This is a genomic window from Gracilibacillus ureilyticus (assembly GCF_900111195.1).
In the GTDB taxonomy this organism is placed as follows: Bacteria; Bacillota; Bacilli; order Bacillales; family Amphibacillaceae; genus Gracilibacillus; species Gracilibacillus ureilyticus.
This window is the reverse complement of record NZ_FOGL01000007.1, coordinates 42,847-64,662: the sequence shown is the minus strand read 5'-3', so window position 1 is coordinate 64,662 and position 21,816 is coordinate 42,847. Positions and strand designations below refer to the sequence as shown.

The following is a 21,816-nucleotide window of genomic DNA, read 5'->3' as shown; positions in this document are numbered from 1 at the left end:
GACCAGACATAATTTCATCTTATTCTATCAATCGACGTTTTTCTGGTCAAGCAAATATTTGATCAATTATCTTCTGGAATAGATGACGCAAATTATCTCTATCCATATCATGGTCTGATTTTCGGTACAAATAACGCTCATAGATTAATGTAAGTTCCATCATCTCATTTATACCCATTTGCTCATCAATTGAACGAGCATACTGTCTTAAAGTCTGACCTTTCTGGCGCTGATATCCCCTTTTCGCTAATGCGTCTAAGACATACAGATATCCTTTATCCAATTCCATTTGTCTGGAGATATTCGCCCATCTTCTTTTGTCATACCAATCCCTAATTTCCCGGCGCTTCATCAAACCGATTACTGCCCCTATGAATAGGAAAACTGCCGAAACAATCATCACCCAGATAACATTCCCATTGCCTGTATCATTTCCAGCCAGCGTTTCACTGCTTTCTTCCTGTTCTGCAGTGTTTTCTTCTAACTCCGGCTGTGTTTGTTCTTCTAATTCCTCCTGTTGCTCTGTACTTTCCTGGGGCTCATCCGGTGTCAAAGCCTCACCAGATGTCTCCTGATAAAATTCTGTCGGATTAGTAAAACCGCTTGTCGGTTCAAACGGAACCCAGCCAATTCCAGGAAAATATACTTCTACCCATGAGTGGGCATTGTTATTTGTAATTTCGTACAAATGAAATCCATTTGGCAAGCTCGGTTGATCAGGCTTAAGTTCGCCGCCAGTAAACCCTTTTACCCAGCGTGCCGGAATATCCAGCGACCGAAGCATAACAACCATGGAGGTTGAGAAGTTATCACAGTACCCAACCATTGTTTCGAATAAGAACTGATCCACATAATCCTCCCCCTGTTCCGGGGTTGATACATCTTCCGTCTGATACGTGTACCCATTTGCACTAAAGTAATTTTCAATCGCTTTTGCTTTTCCATACCTCGTTTGTTCTTCTTTCACTATTTCTGCGGCTAAATCCCTGACTCTCTGAGGGAGTGTGTCAGGAAGCTGGAGATATTGATTCCTTATTTCTGGAGAATCATTTTCACTCACCTGATTCAACCGATCTATATTAAAAGACGGATCTTCATAAAGTATTGTAAAAGATTGGTTAATTAAATTCCCTTCTCCTGTCTCCACTTCCATCATGCCCGTTATCCTGTCCTGAAACAGGTTCGCGCCATTCGGAGCCATTATAAAACTGGAACCGTAAGGAAAGGGAACTTTGGATAAATTGCTTTCAGGCGAATAACGAAGAGTAGCTTCTGATGGAGTTGTTTCCACTTCATTAATTGAGAAAGTCTGGAACCGGAAGCTGCTTGTCCTCAGTGGAACATACTCCAGTTGTGTCGATCTCTCCCACCCTTTACCTGTATAAACATCTTTTGATTCTATACGCCAGTACAACCTTTCCTTAGCATACGCTTCAAATACCGGGGTATCATCCTGAATAAAGGAACCACCTAAAGTAGAGTCATTCTCACCATACCCTACCTTCTGTACAGAACTCCCTTCTCCAAATCCCACATGCCCTGCAGTACTCTGAATAAACGGAACAGGATCCGGCCACTGCGGACTCAGTTTAGGTGCCAGTAAACCAAGTCCGACAGCAACTAAAACAATGACCGTCACCGGGGTCATCCACCTAAAGAAACTTCGTCCATTCCTGTCAACGGGTAAACTTAAGTCCTGCAACTGTAAATAACGACTAAGACCCAAGGCAATAAACGCAATTAGTACTGTACGTACAATAGCAAATGTTGCAACATAGACAGTAAAAGTATCGAGAATCGCCAGATAAAAGATTGTAAGCACAACAAAGAGAAAGAATTTATTTGCGATTAAAAACCAGTAATGCAATAAATAACTCATTAACCATAAAAGCGTCAGAAATAACAAACTCCGAAAAATTGGTGTCATCTCATTCCATGCCGCATGTTGAATCACCTGGAAATTCAACTGTAATTCCTCAAACAACTGAGCAATCGATTCACTGCTGAGGAAAAATTTCGGCAGAAACAAGTAATCGATCACAAAAATTAAGCCAGCCGCTTTTAAAAAGAACTTTAACCACCCATTTTTCACAAAAAAGGAGACAGCAAAGCAAAACGCTGTATAAACTATAAACACATACATACTGCCAGTATCAGTTATTTGTTCAAGCGGCCGTAACCATTCCCAAAATAAAAAAAACCCTGCCACAAGTACTAATAAAGAAGAGAAGGAAAAATTGTATTTTGTTCGGTTCATCTTGTTGCACTCACCTCCCACTTTTCTTTAACTAAGTCTTTTTCTGTCATTGTCTGAACAGTAATATTACTTAACCTTAACTGCTGGATCATTCGCTGATTCTCTAATGTCATTTGTTTTTCTGAAGTTATATAACAAACAGCTAACTGGTAATCCAGCTTTTTCTTTGCTATTAAACTGTCAACCAATTCCTGATCTAAATTGGTGATTATAGTTAACACCAGAGTTCCTTTGGGTAAATATTGGACTGTGCGTTGGAGTCTCATTGTGTCATGGGACTGATCATCCGGTCTCAATGCAGCTAAATAATTTTGTATATTCGGAAATTGTGATTGAATCTGTTGAGAGGTAAAATGCTTCTCCTGATCTGACAGAATATGAAGACTAAGATGCTGTCCTTTTTTCCTCATCATACTCATAATGGATAAACTAAGTTCGATTGCAGCCTCCAATGACATCGGTAAATCACTTTTTGTATTATTTACCAGTAAAAGTATTGCCAAATGAGCATCCTTTTCCTGTTCAAATTCTTTTGTCATAACCATATTCTTTCTAGCTGTTGTTTTCCAGTCAATCCAGGAAAAACGGTCACCTGGTATATACTCTCGAACTCCTGATACCACATTCGTTAACCTGTCATCATACATATTAGCAGGGTTGCTGCCCTCTTCTAAGCTATTCGCTCTTAACTGCCATTTGATTTCACGAACAGCCGGATAAACGACCATTTGAGATCCGGTATTTATATGATATTCATTCGATACAATCCCGAACGGATCCCCTGTACTTATTTTAATCGTTGAAAATTCGTGCCTGCCGCGTGGTAAGTGATCCAGCTGAAAAGATACAGTAAATTGTTTTCTGAAATAGGGGAAAAGTATCTTTCTAAACTGGCGATTTTCATAGTAATAGGATTGATCCGCAATATACTGATATTTTTTATCCCCAATATCTTTGAATCGAAGAGTTTCCGGACAAAATTCTTCTACCATGACATAAAAAAGAGGAAAACGCGTTTTACGTTTGATCGTAATCTCTAATTCTACTGAACTTCCTGCATGTACATAGTTTGCAGAAGAGTCCCTTTGCACATCCCAAAGCTTAAATGGATAGAAAGGAATGATAAGCATATAGAGGAGAATGGGAGTAAAGCTGTAAAATAAAAACCAGCTAAGAAATCCCCCCTGAAACATAGCAAATGCAAACAGTATCCCAATAAACAGACACAATTGTACTACTCTGACCAGACGTTGTGCTGTTTTTTTCATCCATGAAGTTCCTTTCTAACAGGAATATCTACAGAGTTTACAATGTTGGCAAGCAGTTTTTCCTGGGTCATCCCTTCATACCTTGCTTCCGGTCTTAGAATAATGCGGTGTGTCAATACAAATGGAGCTAAAAACAGTACATCATCCGGTATGACGTAATCACGATTATGGATAAAGGCATATGCTTTTGCTGCGCGCATTAATGCAATGGAACCACGCGGACTGACACCTAACTGTACATAGTCATTTTTTCTAGTTGCAGAGGCAATCTGAACGATTAACTGCTTGACTGACTGATCTATATACAAATCTTCAATCATACTTTGCATTTCAATTAGCTGAGTCTTATCAATAACAGGGTATATTTCATCAATTGGATGTCTTCTATCCGTTCGATTCAGCATCTCCAGTTCATCCGCTTCATCCGGATACCCCATACTTAACTTCATAATAAATCTGTCAAGCTGCGCCTCCGGTAATGGATACGTTCCCTCATAATCAACCGGATTCTGTGTTGCCATGACGAAAAAAGGTTTATTTAGTGATTTCGTTATCCCGTCAACCGTTACATTCATCTCCTCCATCGCTTCCAGTAAGGCGGATTGCGTTTTCGGTGAAGTCCGGTTTATTTCATCAGCGAGGACAATATCGCCAAAAATAGGCCCTTCTCTAAATTCAAATACCATTTCTTTCGGATTATAAATGGAAACACCAGTCACATCAGATGGAAGCAGGTCAGGAGTGAATTGGATTCGTTTGAAATCACAATTAAGGGATTTAGCCAATGCACGTACAAGCATTGTTTTTCCGACGCCAGGGACATCTTCTAATAAAACATGCCCATCTGCTAATAGTGCAACTAAACTAAGGGTTGCTTCTCTTTCTTTACCAATAATTACTTTCTGAATATTATCAAGTATTTCACTTACTTGTTTATGGTATTTTGTCATTTCTCGGCCTCCATCTCTATTATGCTAGTATAGGAATCTCGATGCGTTATTTTTTAAATATACTATTAATCTTCTATAAATTATTCTATCCCTAGCATACCATTCCCATACGTTTTTTAGAAGAAGGAAGCTTGTGGAATTATCCAGAAAATAATCTTAACTAATTCGCAGGAGATAAAGTAAGACTTCTACGGGAACTTAGCAACAGATAACTTTTTCATCGCTAAAAAAACCTCTCAGACTTCACTGAGAGGTTAACCAATAATAATTCGTTCTGTAGGATAATGGAATTTATCCTGACTTGCATCTCCTCTGATCAAAAACAGAAAAGAAAATATCCCGATTCTTCCGATAAACATCAGACACATAATCAGACACTTACCAAATGTTGATAATTCTGGTGTAATCCCCATTGATAAACCTGTTGTTCCAAAAGCAGAGGAAACTTCAAAAACAATTTGGATAAGTGAAAAACTTTCGGTATAAGATAGGATAATAACAGATGAAACACAAAGCATTAAAGCAGTGGATATGACAATAAAAGAACGCAGGATATCTTCCTGATCTATTTCACGCCCAAATACTTTCACACTGGAATTCCCTTTCGCATAATTCCATATAGTTAACAACATAATGGCAAAGGTTGTTGTTCGAATCCCTCCACCCACACTGCTCGGTGAAGCCCCTATGAACATCAGAGTGCTAATTAAGAACAATGTTGGCAGGGAAAATTCAGAAATATCCATTGTGGATAAACCGCCACTTCTGGAGGTAACAGACTGGAACAGACTATAGAAAAAAGTTTCATGCCAATTCTTATCAGCAAAAAAAGCATTTCGCTCAAGTGCAAAAATCAGTACCCATCCAATCATTACTAACCAGAAAAAAGTGATTGTCGTTATTTTAGTAAACAAGGAAAACTTATGTCGATCATTAAATGCATATTTTTTCCCCTGTAACACTTCTTGTACTTCTACTAATACCGGGAAGCCAATTGCTCCCAGAATGATTAATATTATATTAATAAACTGAACAAAATAATCTTCAGCGAAAGGTATCAGGGAAGCACCCGTAATATCCAATCCTCCATTTGTTGTAGCACTGATCGAAGCAAAGATTCCATGAAGCAATGCCTCTTGAGCAGTATCATAGTAATTTAGGAAATGGATAGTCAGAATCAATGCACCAATAAATTCAATAACGAGTATCAGCTTAAATATCTCCAGCATCAGTTTGACTAACCCGGCCAATGTCTTACTATTCTGGTCAACCATAATCAGTTTCCGGCTTCTAATCCCAATCTTTTTCCCAAGGATTACCCAGATAAATGTCCCCATTGTCATAATACCAATTCCGCCTAAATGTAAAATGACTGCAATCGCAATTTGACCTGCAGGATTGAATGTATCGGCGATTGATACAACCGTTAAGCCTGTAACACTTATTGAAGTTACTGCTGTAAACATCGCTTCAATAAGTGAAAGCTCTATTCCCTCATTATGAAATACTGGTAAACTGACGACAATTGTTGAGAAAATGACTGCTAATAAATAGTATGTCACTATATGATGAATTGCAGACCAATTTTTAAATATACTTTTCCATTTACCTAGAAGTGCCATTGTAAATATTCTCCCTCAATGTATTGAAACTAGACGATAGTTTACCATAATTCCGGTTAATATTCATCACTTTATCAGACAATATGATGATTAAAATATATGATGAGATTAAAAACCGCTGTATGAGTCACGGTGGAACCTGCCATTTGCCTGATACAAGTAATTTTCCGGCACCGCTTCTTCAATCATCGGAAAAATAACTCGTTCTTCTAATCTAACATGCTTCTGCAGCAAGTCACCAAGCTCATTAAAGATTTTCCTGTCTTTTCTACTCATTGACCGGATTTGATGAACATAACTGCGGATTTGAACATGCTGTATAAGCATTTCACGGATTTCGTCTTTCTCCACTGAACCATACTGAGCATATAATGGCAAAAGAACTTCCTCTTCATCTCTGAAATGGTTCTCACCGTCTTCCTGCCAAAACTTAATAACATCTCTTGTCATTTGCTGAATACTGCTGCTATCGTCTGCATTTTTCATCTGCTGTGCCAATACTAGCGTATGATGATGGTGGTGGGATAACGGATGCAATGCTTCATGACGCTTCATAGAAATTCACAACTCCTTTTATTAAAATTTGTGTTTCTGCTATTTTCATCTTAAAATATCATTAGCAGTTAAAAGTAAGGGAGAATATTTATTTAATGGATAAGTTGCATAAAATTGTGATGGAAAAACGATTTAACCGGTTTATTACCGGACTCATTATTGTTAATGCAATATTAATCGGCTTAGAAACAATTCCGACCATTTATTCTAACTATTATAGCCTATTTTTCATTGCAGATATAGCAATACTCGTTATTTTCACATTAGAGGTATTATTGAAAATCACTGTTCTAAGAGGAAAGTTTTTCAAGAACAGCTGGAATATTTTCGATTTCGTTATCGTTCTGGGAAGTGTCATCCTTTATAGTACCCCGTATGTCAGTGTTCTCCGAATTTTCCGGGTGCTGCGTGTATTCCGGACAATAACAACAGTCCCTACATTACGCCGCATTGTTGCGGCGCTGTTTATGGCAATACCTACAATAAGCAGTGTTTTGCTAATTATGGCCATAATATTCTATGTGTATGCTGTTTTAGGGACAAGCTTCTACCGAGATATATCACCTGAATATTTCGGGGATATTTTCTTAAGCTCTGTTACACTGTTTCAAGTTTTCACATTGGAATCATGGGCAAGCGGAATATTCCGTCCCATTTTCGAACAATCCCCTTCCTCCTGGCTTTATTTTGTTTCATTTATTGTAATTACTACTTTTATAATGATAAATTTAATAGTCGGGGAAATTGTTAACAATGCACAGAAGCTATCAGAGAACATTGAGGAAGAAACTGGAGAGATCAAAGAGGAAATAAGTGAAATGAAAGAATTACGAAATGAAATAAATGAGTTGAAACAAATACTGCTGGAAAAAAGGAATTAGCATAACTTTGCTATTCCTTTTTTATTGATGCGCTTTTTCACATTTCCTATTTTAAAAGCCTGCTGAAAACGACTTCTTCACTCAATTTGCCAGTCAACAGGTTCTTCTTCTGCACTCTTAAGCAAATCATTAGCTCTAGAAAAGGGTTTACTGCCGAAAAAACCTCTGCGTGCTGATAAAGGACTTGGATGGGGGGATGTTATTATAAAATGCTTGGAAGTATCAATAATTGCCTGCTTCTTTTGTGCTGCCGCGCCCCATAGAATATAAACGACTGGCTTCTCTCTGTCATTTAAACTCATAATTACCTCGTCTGTGAATCGTTCCCAGCCCATCCCTTTATGAGAATGTGCTTCCCCCGCTCTCACTGTCAAAACATTATTCAGCAGAAGCACCCCTTGCTTCGCCCATTTAGTGAGATAACCATGTTTAGGAATGGGATATCCCATATCGTCAGCAAGCTCTTTGAATATATTTCTCAGCGATGGCGGTATAGCTACTTCGGGTTTAACTGAGAAACTGAGTCCATGAGCTTGATTCGGTCCATGATATGGATCTTGCCCTAAAATCACCACTTTCACCTTTTCATATGGCGTATAATGCAAAGCATTGAATATATCTTCCATACTCGGGTATACCGTGAATTGCTTGTATTCTTCTTTCAGAAAATCCCTTAACCTTATATAGTATTCTTTCTCAAATTCCTGTCCAAGTATATCTGCCCAATCATTTCGCAAAACGTTTTTTGCCATTACTACCCCTCCACATTTACCTATTTGTATTTTAAAAGCATACAGCGGATTTCAGGATGTTGGTAAAACTGCTTCTGACAAATCTGTTACGTTTCTTTCTATTCCCTCTCAGATATGATCTACTCGTTAATATCACCTCTATTATATATTAGAATACAAAAAAGCGAAGAGTTTCTCTTCGCCATGTGTTTAAACATTTTTTTTTCGGGAATTTTTTTACTAAATTAACGTTTCATTATCTATCCAGCCTTCTGCCCAATGCTGGATACTGTTAAGCACTGGCTCCAGTGCCCGCCCTTTTTCGGTTAATCCATATTCTATTCTTACAGGAGTTTCATTATACACTTTACGTTCCACTATTCCGTATTTTTCGAGGTCTTTTAACCGTTCTGACAAAACACGTCCACTTATACCTATTGATGACTCTATGCTAGAGAAGCGCTGTGCTCCTTCTAATAATTGAAAAATAATTAAACCAGTCCACCGTTTATTTAATATATCTAAAGCAGATTCAAATCGCGGGCATATTGTCTTATCTTTCATCATATTCACCTCTTTAGGTATATTATAGCAGAATTTCATGCAGAAATAAAATAACTAATTTACTTGACGTAATTAAATAATATTTGTATACTTAGTTACATAAAGTAAGTTAATATTATTTAGGAGGATTTTAAACTATGACAAACGTTAAATTAGATAAAGTGCACAGTGCATTAAATTTTCAAGTAAAGCATATGATGGTTTCTAAAGCAAAAGGTGAATTCCAGGATTTCGATATTGATTTCAACGGAGATTTTGACAATTTAGAAAATGCCAGCATTAAAGTAACAGTAAACGTAGCTTCCATTGAAACAAACAATGAAGACCGTAACGGACACTTAAAATCAGGAGATTTCTTTGATGTAGAGAATCACCCGAATATTACGTTCCAAAGTAAATCAGTAACTAAAGCAGGTGACTCTGAATATAAAGTCACTGGTGACTTAACAATTAAAGGTGTAACTAATGAAGAAACATTCACTGTCGACTATAATGGTAAAGCAAAAGACCCAATGAGCGGAAACATTGTCGCAGGTGCTGATGTGGACGGAAAAATCAACCGTGAAGACTATGGTTTAACATGGAATGCCCCACTCGAAACTGGTGGTGTTTTAATCGGTAAAGAAGTTAAACTCCACGGTTCTTTCGAATTTTCAATTGAAGAGTAAATAAATTAAGCCAACGCAATTGCTGCGTTGGCTTTTTTATACTGTATTTCTTTCTATTAATTGAATCTTTAATTCTTCATGCTTGATTTGATTTTTACCGATTACTTGTTCAAATAGTCTTTCACCCATCTTAACAAGAGGAATTTCAAATGTAGTAATTTCCATAGATTTGGAGATAGGTTGGTTACCAAACCCAATTATCGCCATATCACCTGGTACTTTGATTCCATTCTTTTCGCACGCCATCAATATCCCTGCTGCCACTGCATCACTCGTTACAAGCAGTGCTTCAGGCGGGTTTCCCATCTGCCTTATTTCACGGACAACTTTTTCTCCATCTTCCAAGTAATAATTCTCTGAAAAAATATATTGTTTATTGCATACTAACTCCATCTCTTCATGAAACTGTTTGTAAGCCTTTTTTCGATTATAGGAATTGGAGCCTGACTCCCGTCCAATACAATATCCAATTTTCCGATATTCCTTTTGATATAAAAAGGTAAGCGCATCATAAAATGCCTGAAAATGATCGATATAGACAGATGATACAAAATCATAATTTGCTGCATTTTCACACAGAACTATTCTTCCGTAATTGGTATACTCTCTAATCTGCTTCATCTCTGATATTCTCGAACAGATGATCAGTCCATCAATTTGCTTATGTTTCAACATATCTAATGCTTCTCTTTCCCGTTCTTCCTCATAGTTTGTTTGAATGAGAACAAAATGAAAATGATAACTGACCGCTTTGTTAGCAATCCCTTCCACTAATAGACCGAAATACGGATGATTAGCGAAGGGGACGACCACTCCAATTAATTGCGATTTACCTTTGCTTAAATGCACTGCTTTCATATTAATTTGATAATTAGTCTTCTCCATCGCTTCTAAGACAGCACTTTTCTTTTCTTCACTAACATATGGGTGGTTATTAATTACACGAGAAACTGTTGATACTGAAACACCGGCAATTCTGGCTATATCCTTTATATTTGTCATTTAATTCACCTAAATTCAAAAAAATCTCTTGCTCTGAAACGCGTTTCATCAATTATGCTCCGAGTAAGGAGGGATTTTAATGGGCGCTATCACAGGTATTTTCGTCTGGATAATGATGTGTGGCAGTATTTTATTCTTCACAAATCTTGCCTCTTTGGAAAAACATCCTGCGAAAACGGAGAACTACTTAGAATTTTATAAATGTTAGGTTTACGAATGAAAGAATCGTTCCATTATGTGTGCGATTCTTTATTCGTTCCTTTTATATGTTTTAACATCGCCACAATCAGAAAGCTTACAATTACTAGCAGGAGCCATGAACTTATTTTACTAAAATGGACAATTTGCCACGTATCCGACTGATTAGGATATTGCCATGCACCAAAGAATGTGGCGATATTTTCTGCAATCCAGATAAAGAAACCAATTAATACAAACGATAGGACAACAGGCATTTGATAGACTTTATCATTTACTTTATAAAATACAACTGTTCTGATGAATAAAAGAACAGTCGCAATTTTTAAGAACCATCTAAAATCGCAAATAAAGTGATGGGTAAAAAAATTAAAGTAAATTGCCGCGCTCAATATAGCTACTGTCCAGTTTGGCGGCCATTTTACCAGTCTCACATCCAGCCTACGCCAAGCCTGGCATAAATAACTTGCTACACTCGCATACATAAACCCGCTATATAGTGGAACTCCGAAAACTTTCGTAAAAGCTTCTTCCGGATAACTCCATGATCCCATATGTACTTTGTAAATCTCTAATGCCAACCCAATTATATGAAAAACACAGATTACCTTTAGTTCATCCCATGTTTCCAGATGAGTTACCAGCATAATTATTTGTGTAATGATACAAATTAATAAAATCCAGTCATAGCGATTAGAGAGCTCGATCATTTGTGTGATCGCCAATGTTGAAAAGATCACTACAGCAAACAAACAGGATTTTGCTTGTTCTATACCGAATGTCCAAAGCTGTTTCATCCTATACCTCTAAAACATAACTAATAATCTCGTTTATTTTTCCATCCTTCTCCTTTAAACGATATATATCACAAAAACTGTAATGTCGCTGTTCGCCATCCCGATTAGTTGAATGGATCAATCCATTGAGCGCTGCTTCTTTCTCATTTGTAATCATAAACTCAATTTCCAGTTCGAATTGATTACTGCTTTCCATCCCCTGCAATGCTTCTCTTAATGCATCGATTCCTTTAATCGTATCTGTTCCGACCATACGCCATGTAATATCATCAGTCACACTTGATAAAATGAGATCTGTATCTCCTTTTACAAATGCTTCGTTAAACTCACGGAAAAAAGCTTGTTTTTCTGTTTCCATTTATCTCACTCCCATTTTTGATTTTAGTATATCATATCCAAGCCCTGTGTTATAATATGGAAAAAAGATCGGAGAGATGTTTTTGATTTTAAAATCCCCTGAAAAAACTCCCCACCTAAGCCACTTGGAAATTTTGCAATCCCGCTCCCATGAGCTGGAACCTGAGAGAATTTTAGCATATGGAAAAGAACTTGCAGGTTTTCTTGGAGAATCCAGTTTACCTTACTTTATTGATTTAGCTACACTTCCTTCTCATCAAGATCTCTATGGATTAAGACTTCCTTACAATGGACATTTTTTTCAAATGGATAGTTTGCTATTATTCCGTACCTTCCTATTGATCCTTGAAGCAAAACACCTTAAAGGAAAGCTGTATTTCAATGAAGCGAATCAGCTCATTCAGCTGAAAGATTCGGAAGAAGAAAGTATTTATGATCACCCCTTAATACAGGCAGAACTGCAAAAACAGCAGTTAACCTCTTTATTAAATCAGCTAGGTTACCCGCCCATCCCAATTTACACATTAGTAGCATTTACGCATCGTAAAGCCCATCTTTCCTTCCACCATGAAGACATGCTCCCTCTCCAGAGATTACCTTTTCGATTAACGGAATTGAGTAAGATGTTCCGTGATCCCATATTATCAATTGATCAATTACGAGGGTTAGGAAAAAAACTTCTCTCACTTCATCAAGACAGGAAATATGACTTTATTACAGACTTCCGCTCTATAAGGAATGGCGTATTTTGCCCCAATTGCAAACCTGTTTTAATGAAATGGTATTACGGAAAATGGATTTGCCGCAAATGCCAGTTTAGAGACCATCAAGCTCATATCTCTGCATTGAAAGATTTTTACTACTTGTTTGGCAATATGATAAATAATAAACAAGCAAAGTGGTTCTTACAGCTGGATTCCGTATATACAACCAGCAGAATGTTGAATCAGCTAGAGCTGCCATCAACTGGGGGATATAAATTTAGAAGATATGATCTATCCCCTCTAATTCAAAAAAAATAAATGTTATTACATTTTGCAAATTCGTGCTCTATTTGCAGTTTTTGTTCTCTTTTTGTAACTTTCGCTCTCTTCTTGCAACTTTTGCTCCCTTCTTGCAACTTTTGCTCCCTTCTTGCAACTTATGCTCCCTTCTTGCATTTCAGCGCCCTTCTTGCATCTTTCGCTCTCTTCTTGCAATTTCTGCGCTCTTCTTGCATCTTCACCGCTCTTCTTGCATCTTCAGCGCTCTTCTTGCAATTTCTGCGCTCTTCTTGCATCTTTCGCTCTCTTCTTGCAACTTCCGCTCCCTTCTTGCAATTTCAGCGCTCTTCTTGCAATTTCAGCGCTCTTCTTGCAATTTCTGCGCTCTTCTTGCAATTTCTGCGCTCTTCTTGCAATTTCAGCTCTCTTCTTGCAACTTCAGCGCCCTTCTTGCAATTTCTGCGCTCTTCTTGCATCTTTCGCTCTCTTCTTGCAATTTCTGCGCTCTTCTTGCATCTTTCGCTCTCTTCTTGCAATTTCTGCGCTCTTCTTGCAACTTTCGCTCTCTTCTTGCAATTTCAGCGCTCTTCTTGCAACTTTCGCTCTCTTCTTGCAATTTCAGCGCTCTTCTTGCAACTTCACCTGCTCTTCTTGCAACTTTCGCGCTCTTCTTGCAATTTCAGCGCCCTTCTTGCATCTTTCGCTCTCTTCTTGCTACTTTCGCTCTCTTCTTGCAACTTTCAGCTCTCTTCTTGCAACTTCCGCTCTCTTCTTCCAACTTCAGCGCCCTTCTTGCATCTTCAGCGCTCTTCTTGCATCTTTCGCTCTCTTCTTGCAATTTCAGCGCTTTTCTTGCAACTTTCGCTCTCTTCTTGCATCTTTCGCTCTCTTCTTGCTACTTTCGCTCTCTTCTTGCAACTTTCGCTCCCTTCTTGCAATTTCAGCGCTCTTCTTGCAACTTCCGCTCCCTTCTTGCAATTTCAGCGCTCTTCTTGCAATTTCAGCGCTCTTCTTGCAATTTCAGCGCTCTTCTTGCAACTTCAGCGCTCTTCTTGCAACTTTCGCTCTCTTCTTGCGTTTCACCTACTCTTTTTGCAACTCCCACCACGCTCTTCTGCAAAACTTCTAACTATCTACACCCAGCTCCAAAACCACATATAGTGATATCTATCACATACACGCACAATATATTGTGTTAAATTAAATTCACAGAAAACAGGAAGGAGTTATATTATGTTTGAAAATAGTGAACAGATTATCCAGAAATTCACCTCAGCTTCAGAGGATAAAAAAGCAGACTACCTGAAGCGGGAAAATAGTAATTACGTTTATTCTCTGCCACTTCTTAGACACAATCTCAACAATTACGCAGAGGAGCGGTTTTTATTTCAAAACGTTCTGCCACCAAGAATAAAAGAACTATATGACGAGGGAATAGTATATGTGCACGATAAACAACTTGCTCCGTATTGCGTATCCATTAGTTGTCTCGACATTGCAATGAAGGGGATTCCTACTCTTGCAAAAAACATGATTACATCAAAGCCAACAAAACGGTTATCCATCTTATTAAGACATTTCAGTAATGTTGTTACACTCATATCCCAGCAAGTATCAGGGGCTGTAATGCTCGCACAATTATCAACAATAGCTGCTTCTTATTTACATGATGAAGCACTCCACAACCATACATATGAAAAAGACGAGCTTAAACAAATGTTCCAGAGTCTTATTTGGGAATTAAATATGCCACTTAGATCAGGGGCCCAAAGCAGCTTTTCTAATATTACGCTGGAATTTGGCAAACCGTCTGAAGAAATAAAAGAGGAGTATGTCGTGATTGGCGGTGTACCAAAACCGATAAAATATAAGGATATTCCTTGTGAATATTTTGATTACATCAACCAGGCCATTATAGATGTAATGAGCGAAGGGACAGGCAGTGACGGCATTCCATTTACCTTCCCGCTGTTAACCGTGCAAATCGATGATGAGTTCAATTATAATAATCCGATGTTCCTTGAGCTGCTTGATAAGATGTATAACTGGGGCGGTGTTTATTTTGAGAATTTCAAATCTAAACCTTTTGAGGATGCTTATTACAAAAAGCTTAACCCAATGATTCAGCCGAAGGATCCAGAAGTCAGCAGAAGCTTATGCTGTCGCCTGCAAATTAATCTAGAAACATTATCAAAGGCTGGAGGAGGTATTTTCGGTTCATCTACCGGTTCAACTGGTGCCGTCCAAGTCCTCAACCTGAATATGAATCGCCTCTTAATCGAGTATGGTGACGATATATCTTTAGCAAAACAAAAAATGGCAGAATTCATGGAAGTGATGCAGGATGCCCACATGGCTAAACGAAAATGGATTGAGCAGAATAAAGAATTATTCCCAACATTTTTCTCATATAATCATAATCTGAAAAACTATTTCAATGTTTTTGCGGTTACCGGGATGCATGAAGGTTTAATTAATCTTGGCTATGAAAATGGAATAAAAGATTCTCATGGAAAACTGGTTGCGCATGAATTAATGCAATACATGACGAAAATTGTGAACCATTTTATTATCCGGGACAAAGTAGCTTGCGGCATAGAATATGCGCCAGCAGAAAATGCTGCGATCAAATTAGCGAGACACGATAAAAAATGGGCAGAGAAGAATGGTAGAAAAATATTCACACAGGGTGAAGGCGAAAACCCTTATTTAACAAGTGGCTGTATGACACCATTTTCTGAAGAGGATTTCTTGGCCCAGTTAGAAAACAGTGCAGAGTTTCAGGGATATGCGACATCAGGAAGTGTCCTCCACCACTTCTTGGAAGCAAAGGTTTCTCCAGAAAGACTCGCTCATTATATTGATAGAATCTTTCAAAAACCGATCAACTATATTACATTAACTCCAACAATAACTTCTTGCATGGACTGCGGACAAAAGATTATCGCTGAGGATGCAAAAAATGTTAATGCATGCCCAACCTGTGAATCAACAGATATTGCTACATTTAGTCGTGTGATTGGTTATTTAAAAATGATTGCCAGAAATAATATCGCAGTAAATGAAAAAGGTTACTACGAAGGAAAATATAATTTCTGGTCAAAGGCAAGAAGACATGATTGGAATGAGCGGAAGCGATTGAAAGAAAAGGAAATCTCCTTTTCACATGGAGTGAGATAAGGTGAAGTTTTATAACAATTTTATCCGGACATTTACTGACTTACCAGATCACACAACATTGCTTGTTCATTCCCTTTCAGGCTGTTTACTGCATTGTTATGGCTGCCATAACTATGAGGAAATCGTCGCCAATACACCAAAACAGTATAAAACCGAAGAAGAATTGCTCAATTATTTAGAAAAAAGCGGATTTCTCTTTGATGCTATCATGTTTAGCGGCGGGGAATTTTTAATAGATAAAGTGAGTGAGATAGAGAAGTTGCTCCAGCAAGTCCGTAATATTTTTAACGGTAAGATTATTATAACTACATGTGGAGTATATCCTGATAAGATAAAGAAACTGCTAACAGAAAACTTAGCAGACGGTTTTCACATCGATATGAAGTTGCCTTATCACGTATTAAACGCAGAAAATGACAAGCAAATCTTCCGGGATGTTATGGGGATAACTCCAAACAGAAGACTGATAGAAAAACTGCTTCTAAGTATTGATCATGTAATTGAACATAACTCTTCCATAGATCAGATTCGGACAGTAAAATATCCTATTTTAGCAGATATCTTTTTTGATGAGATTAGAAATTATGTTGAAGAAAGAAAAGATCATTTTAGAAGTAGTGTACCTTATTTCCTTAATGAATTTATGCATCCTTAATGAAACGTTTCATATCAATTAAGAGCATGGTATCTTCCTCCCATGCTCTCCTAAAATACCTCATTTCCACCTCCGGAATAAACAGGAAGAATAACCCGAAAATCCGTTCCTGTCTGATCACTTTTTATCAGAACTAAATCTCCGCCGAGTACTTGTGCGATCATTTTGCTAAAAGGCAATCCTAAGCCAAGTCCGCCGACTTTGTGTTTCTTATTGTCTCCACGGTAAAAACGTTCAAAAATATACAGCTGGTCCGCTTCAGGGATTCCCATCCCATTATCCATCACATCGATAAGGACTTTATTTTCACTTGAAGTAACTGCTATCTTAATTTGCTTATTTTCCAACATTGCCTGAGTCGCATTATTGAGCAAATTAGTCATAATCTGCTGGAAACGGACCGGATCAACTTCTACTTCTAAATCATCTTGAAGTAAACTCATCTCAATTGATGTTGCAGACTCCTTGCCTTGTGATTTCTCCCATAAACTCACAGACTCTTTAATAAGATCATTGATTAAAAAATTATCGATGGAGACCGGAACAGCATTTGCTGCAAAGGTATTAAAAGCAAGTAAATCCTCAACCATTTTTTTGATTTTTTCCGTTTCCTTAATAGATGATTCCAGGAAGTCCTTCGCTTCGTCCCCTTCCACTACTCCGTCGTTTACTGCATTCAATAAACCACTGATGGAAGTTACTGGTGTTTTTAACTCATGTGATACACCAGCCAGTAATTCCGTTCTTAACGCTTCTAATTTTTCCAGCTTCTGCGCCATTTCTTTAAAAGATTGAATTAAAGTATCGACTTCTTCTTCTTTTGCTTCATTTAAAAGTTCAATTTGGTAATCTCCTTCTTCAATCTGTTTAGCTGCATTAGCTACTTCTTTAATCGGTTTGGCTAATCGTCCAGCTAGAATATATATTGCAATCCATCCTAAAATGAGCAGGCTGATGATCATCACTGTTAATTGACCGTATGCCTGATCTACTTTTGCCAGCTTTTCTTTATACTCTATATAAAAAACCCAGCCTCTAATTGTTTCATTTTCTTCAATCGGTTTTTTAATGACATAAAAATCACCAGTCACATCATTACCGCTAACTTTCTGAACTTCTTCCTCATTATCTATCAGTGATGGTTGTATTTGTTCATTCTCCAGCATTTCCCGTAAATTTTCATAGATAATTGTCCCATCTGTATCTGTTACGTAAATACTAGGCTTTCCTTCCATATCAAAAAATTTGCCCTCACCTTCTAAAAAGCGGTGCATATCCATGCCGGGAGGCAACTCTTCTTCATCCATATTAGCAATCCTTCTCGCCGTTTCTTCTGCCATAAACTCCATAATCCTCAGACGATTTTCCAAAGTTGTATGCTTGATCCAAAAAGCAGATACTATTGCTATTATTGCCAACCCAATAATTAATGTTAACAAAAAACGTGATGTCCAATAACGTTGTAATGGTATTTTTTTATTATTCGTGAACACTTAACTGATACCCCACTCCTCGAAGTGTTTTTATTTCTCCTTCTGTTTCCGGCCAGTTTTTTAGAGCTTTTCTTAGTCGTTTAATTGATAAATCGACCGCCCTGTCACTACCATCATAATCCCAGCCCCATACATGTTCAATTAGCTGTTCTCTCGTGAAAGTTTTGTTTGGATTCTCTGATAAAAATATTAATAACGATAAATCTCTTGGTGTTAATTCAATTTCTTTTTGATGGAGGACTACCCGATGAGCTTCATGGTCAATTTGCAAATGACCATAACGCCTGATCGGGCGATCTCCCTTCTCATAACGGCGTAAGACTGCATGTACTCTTGCAACCACTTCCTCCCCCGAAAATGGCTTGGCAATATAGTCATCTGCTCCCCCGTTTAATCCATCTAAGCGATAGTTTACATCACTTAAAGCTGTTAGCATAATGACAGGACACTCACTCATACTCCTGATTTCTTTTAGAACGTGCCAGCCATCTTTTCCTGGTAACATTACATCTAATAAAACTAATTTCGGTTTAGTTTCTGTAAATTTATTTAATGCTGTCACACCATCCATTGCTATCTCTATCTCAAAACCGGATTTTTTTAAATATGCCTGCAAAACCTTACTTATCGCAACTTCATCTTCAACAACCAGAATTTTTTCCATTGTTCGCGCTCTCCAATTCCTTCAACTTATCAATTGCTATTTTAACATAGAAATATGTCGAGAGGATGTTAGAGGACAAAGGTGGATGGTTATCTGTGTTGTTTTCTAAATTATAATAAGACGCTTCCTGATACAGGAAACGTCTCATCTTTATCTATTCTCCTGGTCTTGCCATACCTCTTCCAAAGCCACCTTGCATCCCGCCGGATTGCTCTGTAACTCCTGATTCATTTACATATGTCATGACATTTTCTGCCGTGAATTCGACAATATCAGTCCCGCCCTCAGGATTAGCATCTATATATAGTCCATCCGTACTTTCACCAGTAAATACACTGCCTGTTGAAACAGTATAAGTTTCACCTTGCTCTAAGTCGGGGCTGCTAATAAGAAGCATTTGAAACTCTTTCTCCGGGGCAATAGCCGCTACTTCATTTCCATTACTGTCTGTGATAGAGACGGATGTTGCAGCTTCCTGCATTTCAGAGAATGTCATCATCACGGTTGCCTGGCTGGATGTATCAGAAACGCCTTGTGCCATACCGCTGCTTCCAGCTGCAATCAAAGTCCCGCCAGTTATATCAAATGATTGGTTATAATCAAGTGCTCCATTCCCTGAATTGGTTGGCCCGTATACTAATACTGTACCACCAGTCATTGTTGCACTCGTATTTGAATCCAGTCCATCTCCATTGGCATTCACATAAATGTAACCACCCTCAATTAATAACTGGCCACTTTCTTCTGTTGTAGATTCTAATTCAGCTGTGGTGGAATTCGTTGCATCCATATCCATTTGGCCCATCTCTAAACCGTCACTTCCTCCACTTACATTAAACCCATCATCTTCTGCTGTAACATAAACCTTGCCATCCGTTACACTAATGTCAGTTCCTTCAATTCCTTCGAGACTTTTAGTTATCGCAATATTACCACCTGCAACGGTGACATTACCATCTGCATGAATTCCGTCATCACCTGTTGAAGCTTCCATTGTTCCACCCTCAATGATAACATCTAAATCACTGTGCACTGAATCATCATATGAATCGATGGAAATTGTTCCTCCCAAAACAGTCAGTTCATTCACTGCTTTGATCCCTTTTGTACTCGGAGTTTCTTCTGTTTCTGTTGTTCCCTCATCTGTTGAATCAGTAGAAGTCGAAATATCACCTTCCGTCTGTTCAGTTGATGACTGCTCCTCACCTGATGTTCCTGTCGGCGGTACTCCTTCCGCAAAAGCTTCCGGTACTTCACCTGCCTCCATACCTTCAGGCGGTATCATTCCTTCTCCTGCAGGTGGGGTTGGACGTTCGCCATCCTGAAACTCTTCAGGTATTTCTCCATCTTCAGCTGAAAAATCCCCTCTTCTTACGCCACCAAATCCACCACCCATTGTTTCTTGCACTTCTATTGTCTCAGGACTTCCTCTTCCTGCAGTGATATTATATTCACCTTCAACTACTGTAACGGTATTTTCTGACTGAATTCCATCACCCGCAGCGTCTATCGTCAATGAACCATTCTCTAATACAACATTTCCTTTATCTGCATCAGAATCATTGCTTGATTTCACTCCATCACCTTGTGCTGTTATGGTGATATCAGCATCTTTTAAAGCAAAGATGTCTCTCCCTACGATTCCATCGTCTTTTGCAGTGATATTAATTGTTCCTCCAACTATTTTCAGAACATCTCTGCCTGTAATTCCATCATTAAAATTCCCTTCTACTGTCAAATTTCCTGCACCGTTTATTGTAAGGTCATCTTTACTGTAAATGGCTGCCGAATGTTCCTCTGTTTCATCACTTGAGTAGATATATTCTGCAGCATCAGACAAATAGTTTTCAGTCCCTTCTTCTATAGAGATAACTGTTTTTTCTGCCTGCTTCACATAAATCGGTGAGCTGGTGCTTGACTCCATCGTTACACCATTTAAAATTAAACGGACCGTACCATCATCTTCTGCATCTACGACAACTTGTCCATCTGTTAATGTTCCTTCCAATACATATGTTCCAGATGTATGGATTTCTATCTGATTATCATTTACTAAAATACTATTATTGTCCTCCACCGTAATATCATTCTCATCCAAATTAATATATGTTGCTTCATCCTCTTCCCAATCTGTATATGTATCGTCTCCGTCATAGGAGACGATACTGTTAACCACATTAATCTCTTCAGCTGCTTTGTTACTGCAGCCATTTAAGATAATCATAGAGACAATGATCAAACTGAGAAAAGGAAAGATTATTTTCAATTTTTGATTAAGCATCCTACCTCTTCCTTTCCGATTACGCTGTAAAGTTTCCATCATAGCTCAACATAACTGCAGACTGAACACTATTGATTTTTGAAATTTCCGCAGGTATCTGACTATCATTCTCCTTCACGCGGACTTCATAAGTTACTTCCACATCACTATCTTGCATAATAGATTTTGACTTTAAGCTGAATTTTTTTGCATATGATTGTATTAATTGCTCTACTTCAGTTCCTGCTTCATCGTCCGTATATTTCACCACTAATAAATAAGGATTTTCCACTCTGATTTTATTAGCGAACAATACAATGATAAGACCGATAGCCGCTGAGCCAATTGCTGCCAAAAGGATAAAACCGGCTCCACTTAAAATACCTGCGATTACTGACCAGAATAAGTAAACTAAATCCATCGGGTCTTTAATTGGTGTACGGAAACGAACTATTGACAATGCACCAACCATACCGAGTGACAACAGCACGTTTTGACTGATTCCCATAATGACAAGAGATGTAGCCATTGTCATTATCACGAGTGAGATATTAAAAGAGTGGGAATAAATCACTCCATTAAATGTTTTCTTGTAAATAAAGTAAATAAACAATCCGACGATAAAAGAGGCTGCTAAGCCCAGTAATGCATCAACGATTGAGAAAGATGCAGTATTCTCTAAAAAGCTGGATTTAAATATATCTGAAAAATTTGTTGTTTCTGTATTCATT

Annotated in this window: 20 protein-coding genes; 5 read left to right on the top strand and 15 right to left on the bottom strand. The window is 38.0% G+C overall.

The annotated features are described in order from the left end of the window. Positions 1-46: 46 nt before the first annotated feature. The 5 genes from BMW36_RS08625 to BMW36_RS08605 all read right to left on the bottom strand — a co-directional run bounded on the left by BMW36_RS08625 (position 47) and on the right by BMW36_RS08605 (position 6,652). Positions 47-2,257: a transglutaminase TgpA family protein gene (locus BMW36_RS08625; protein WP_089740471.1), complete on the bottom strand. Its 2,211-nt coding sequence runs from the start codon at positions 2,255-2,257 to the stop codon at positions 47-49. After that, complete coding sequence (locus BMW36_RS08620) at positions 2,254-3,525, bottom strand: DUF58 domain-containing protein (RefSeq protein WP_089740470.1); 1,272 nt, start codon at positions 3,523-3,525, stop codon at positions 2,254-2,256. The genes BMW36_RS08625 and BMW36_RS08620 overlap by 4 nt, the downstream gene beginning before the upstream one ends. Next, positions 3,522-4,475 carry an AAA family ATPase gene (locus tag BMW36_RS08615; RefSeq protein WP_089740469.1) on the bottom strand — a complete coding sequence of 318 codons (954 nt, stop codon included), beginning with the start codon at positions 4,473-4,475 and terminating at the stop codon, positions 3,522-3,524. Before BMW36_RS08615 ends, BMW36_RS08620 begins: the two co-directional genes overlap by 4 nt. A 254-nt stretch (positions 4,476-4,729) precedes the next feature. Then, a complete protein-coding gene (locus BMW36_RS08610; RefSeq protein WP_089740468.1) occupies positions 4,730-6,097 on the bottom strand; it encodes a TrkH family potassium uptake protein in 1,368 nt (455 codons plus the stop codon). Positions 6,098-6,205: 108 nt separating this feature from the next. Continuing rightward, positions 6,206-6,652 (bottom strand): hemerythrin domain-containing protein, encoded by a 447-nt coding sequence (locus BMW36_RS08605; protein WP_089740467.1) that lies wholly within the window; start codon positions 6,650-6,652, stop codon positions 6,206-6,208. A 95-nt stretch (positions 6,653-6,747) separates the two neighbouring features. On the opposite strand from BMW36_RS08605, the gene BMW36_RS08600 reads away from it, so the two are divergent. Next, entirely contained in the window at positions 6,748-7,533 is a 786-nt protein-coding gene (locus BMW36_RS08600; RefSeq protein WP_089740466.1) for an ion transporter, read from the top strand. 77 nt (positions 7,534-7,610) lie between these two features. Here BMW36_RS08600 and BMW36_RS08595 read toward each other — a convergent pair whose 3' ends face one another. Further along, positions 7,611-8,285 carry a uracil-DNA glycosylase gene (locus tag BMW36_RS08595; protein ID WP_089740465.1) on the bottom strand — a complete coding sequence of 225 codons (675 nt, stop codon included), beginning with the start codon at positions 8,283-8,285 and terminating at the stop codon, positions 7,611-7,613. Between the two features lie 219 nt (positions 8,286-8,504). Further along, positions 8,505-8,828 carry a winged helix-turn-helix transcriptional regulator gene (locus tag BMW36_RS08590; RefSeq protein WP_089740464.1) on the bottom strand — a complete coding sequence of 108 codons (324 nt, stop codon included), beginning with the start codon at positions 8,826-8,828 and terminating at the stop codon, positions 8,505-8,507. 137 nt (positions 8,829-8,965) lie between these two features. On the opposite strand from BMW36_RS08590, the gene BMW36_RS08585 reads away from it, so the two are divergent. Next, positions 8,966-9,496 (top strand): YceI family protein, encoded by a 531-nt coding sequence (locus BMW36_RS08585; RefSeq protein ID WP_089740463.1) that lies wholly within the window; start codon positions 8,966-8,968, stop codon positions 9,494-9,496. 36 nt (positions 9,497-9,532) lie between these two features. Here BMW36_RS08585 and BMW36_RS08580 read toward each other — a convergent pair whose 3' ends face one another. The 3 genes from BMW36_RS08580 to BMW36_RS08570 all read right to left on the bottom strand — a co-directional run bounded on the left by BMW36_RS08580 (position 9,533) and on the right by BMW36_RS08570 (position 11,851). Beyond that, entirely contained in the window at positions 9,533-10,498 is a 966-nt protein-coding gene (locus BMW36_RS08580) for a LacI family DNA-binding transcriptional regulator (RefSeq protein WP_089740462.1), read from the bottom strand. Between the two features lie 233 nt (positions 10,499-10,731). Continuing rightward, positions 10,732-11,493 (bottom strand): DUF817 domain-containing protein, encoded by a 762-nt coding sequence (locus BMW36_RS08575; RefSeq protein WP_089740461.1) that lies wholly within the window; start codon positions 11,491-11,493, stop codon positions 10,732-10,734. A gap of 1 nt (position 11,494) precedes the next feature. After that, positions 11,495-11,851 (bottom strand): nuclear transport factor 2 family protein, encoded by a 357-nt coding sequence (locus BMW36_RS08570; protein WP_089740460.1) that lies wholly within the window; start codon positions 11,849-11,851, stop codon positions 11,495-11,497. An 82-nt stretch (positions 11,852-11,933) separates the two neighbouring features. Here BMW36_RS08570 and BMW36_RS08565 point away from each other — a divergent pair, with 82 nt between their 5' ends. Next, on the top strand, positions 11,934-12,872 hold the full coding sequence (locus BMW36_RS08565; RefSeq protein WP_175480389.1) for a nuclease-related domain-containing protein: 939 nt from the start codon (positions 11,934-11,936) through the stop codon (positions 12,870-12,872). A gap of 299 nt (positions 12,873-13,171) precedes the next feature. Here BMW36_RS08565 and BMW36_RS20185 read toward each other — a convergent pair whose 3' ends face one another. Then, positions 13,172-13,369: a hypothetical protein gene (locus tag BMW36_RS20185; protein WP_139180304.1), complete on the bottom strand. Its 198-nt coding sequence runs from the start codon at positions 13,367-13,369 to the stop codon at positions 13,172-13,174. Between the two features lie 697 nt (positions 13,370-14,066). Between BMW36_RS20185 and nrdD the strand changes: the two genes are divergently transcribed. Next, positions 14,067-16,013: an anaerobic ribonucleoside-triphosphate reductase gene (nrdD, locus tag BMW36_RS08555; RefSeq protein WP_089740457.1), complete on the top strand. Its 1,947-nt coding sequence runs from the start codon at positions 14,067-14,069 to the stop codon at positions 16,011-16,013. Between the two features lies 1 nt (position 16,014). Continuing rightward, the gene (locus BMW36_RS08550) at positions 16,015-16,668 is read left to right on the top strand and encodes a 4Fe-4S cluster-binding domain-containing protein (RefSeq protein ID WP_089740456.1); all 654 of its coding nucleotides are present in this window, start codon (positions 16,015-16,017) and stop codon (positions 16,666-16,668) included. A 50-nt stretch (positions 16,669-16,718) separates the two neighbouring features. Here BMW36_RS08550 and BMW36_RS08545 read toward each other — a convergent pair whose 3' ends face one another. The 4 genes from BMW36_RS08545 to BMW36_RS08530 form a co-directional block, all read right to left on the bottom strand. Beyond that, positions 16,719-18,161, bottom strand: a complete 1,443-nt coding sequence (locus BMW36_RS08545; protein ID WP_089740455.1) for a HAMP domain-containing sensor histidine kinase — start codon at positions 18,159-18,161, stop codon at positions 16,719-16,721. Beyond that, complete coding sequence (locus BMW36_RS08540) at positions 18,148-18,825, bottom strand: response regulator transcription factor (RefSeq protein ID WP_089740454.1); 678 nt, start codon at positions 18,823-18,825, stop codon at positions 18,148-18,150. Before BMW36_RS08540 ends, BMW36_RS08545 begins: the two co-directional genes overlap by 14 nt. 154 nt (positions 18,826-18,979) lie before the next feature. After that, on the bottom strand, positions 18,980-21,106 hold the full coding sequence (locus BMW36_RS08535; protein ID WP_175480388.1) for a carbohydrate-binding domain-containing protein: 2,127 nt from the start codon (positions 21,104-21,106) through the stop codon (positions 18,980-18,982). Positions 21,107-21,125: 19 nt separating this feature from the next. Then, the gene (locus tag BMW36_RS08530; protein ID WP_089740452.1) at positions 21,126-21,815 is read right to left on the bottom strand and encodes a DUF4956 domain-containing protein; all 690 of its coding nucleotides are present in this window, start codon (positions 21,813-21,815) and stop codon (positions 21,126-21,128) included. Between the last annotated feature and the right edge of the window lies 1 nt (position 21,816).

Excerpts from the sequence above, each read along its gene's own strand:
- BMW36_RS08625 (WP_089740471.1), bottom strand. The coding sequence starts at position 2,257 with ATGAACCGAACAAAATACAATTTTTCCTTCTCTTCTTTATTAGTACTT.
- BMW36_RS08620 (WP_089740470.1), bottom strand. The coding sequence starts at position 3,525 with ATGAAAAAAACAGCACAACGTCTGGTCAGAGTAGTACAATTGTGTCTG.
- BMW36_RS08615 (WP_089740469.1), bottom strand. The coding sequence starts at position 4,475 with ATGACAAAATACCATAAACAAGTAAGTGAAATACTTGATAATATTCAG.
- BMW36_RS08610 (WP_089740468.1), bottom strand. The coding sequence starts at position 6,097 with ATGGCACTTCTAGGTAAATGGAAAAGTATATTTAAAAATTGGTCTGCA.
- BMW36_RS08605 (WP_089740467.1), bottom strand. The coding sequence starts at position 6,652 with ATGAAGCGTCATGAAGCATTGCATCCGTTATCCCACCACCATCATCAT.
- BMW36_RS08600 (WP_089740466.1), top strand. The coding sequence starts at position 6,748 with ATGGATAAGTTGCATAAAATTGTGATGGAAAAACGATTTAACCGGTTT.
- BMW36_RS08595 (WP_089740465.1), bottom strand. The coding sequence starts at position 8,285 with ATGGCAAAAAACGTTTTGCGAAATGATTGGGCAGATATACTTGGACAG.
- BMW36_RS08590 (WP_089740464.1), bottom strand. The coding sequence starts at position 8,828 with ATGAAAGATAAGACAATATGCCCGCGATTTGAATCTGCTTTAGATATA.
- BMW36_RS08585 (WP_089740463.1), top strand. The coding sequence starts at position 8,966 with ATGACAAACGTTAAATTAGATAAAGTGCACAGTGCATTAAATTTTCAA.
- BMW36_RS08580 (WP_089740462.1), bottom strand. The coding sequence starts at position 10,498 with ATGACAAATATAAAGGATATAGCCAGAATTGCCGGTGTTTCAGTATCA.
- BMW36_RS08575 (WP_089740461.1), bottom strand. The coding sequence starts at position 11,493 with ATGAAACAGCTTTGGACATTCGGTATAGAACAAGCAAAATCCTGTTTG.
- BMW36_RS08570 (WP_089740460.1), bottom strand. The coding sequence starts at position 11,851 with ATGGAAACAGAAAAACAAGCTTTTTTCCGTGAGTTTAACGAAGCATTT.
- nrdD (WP_089740457.1), top strand. The coding sequence starts at position 14,067 with ATGTTTGAAAATAGTGAACAGATTATCCAGAAATTCACCTCAGCTTCA.
- BMW36_RS08540 (WP_089740454.1), bottom strand. The coding sequence starts at position 18,825 with ATGGAAAAAATTCTGGTTGTTGAAGATGAAGTTGCGATAAGTAAGGTT.
- BMW36_RS08535 (WP_175480388.1), bottom strand. The coding sequence starts at position 21,106 with ATGCTTAATCAAAAATTGAAAATAATCTTTCCTTTTCTCAGTTTGATC.
- BMW36_RS08530 (WP_089740452.1), bottom strand. The coding sequence starts at position 21,815 with ATGAATACAGAAACAACAAATTTTTCAGATATATTTAAATCCAGCTTT.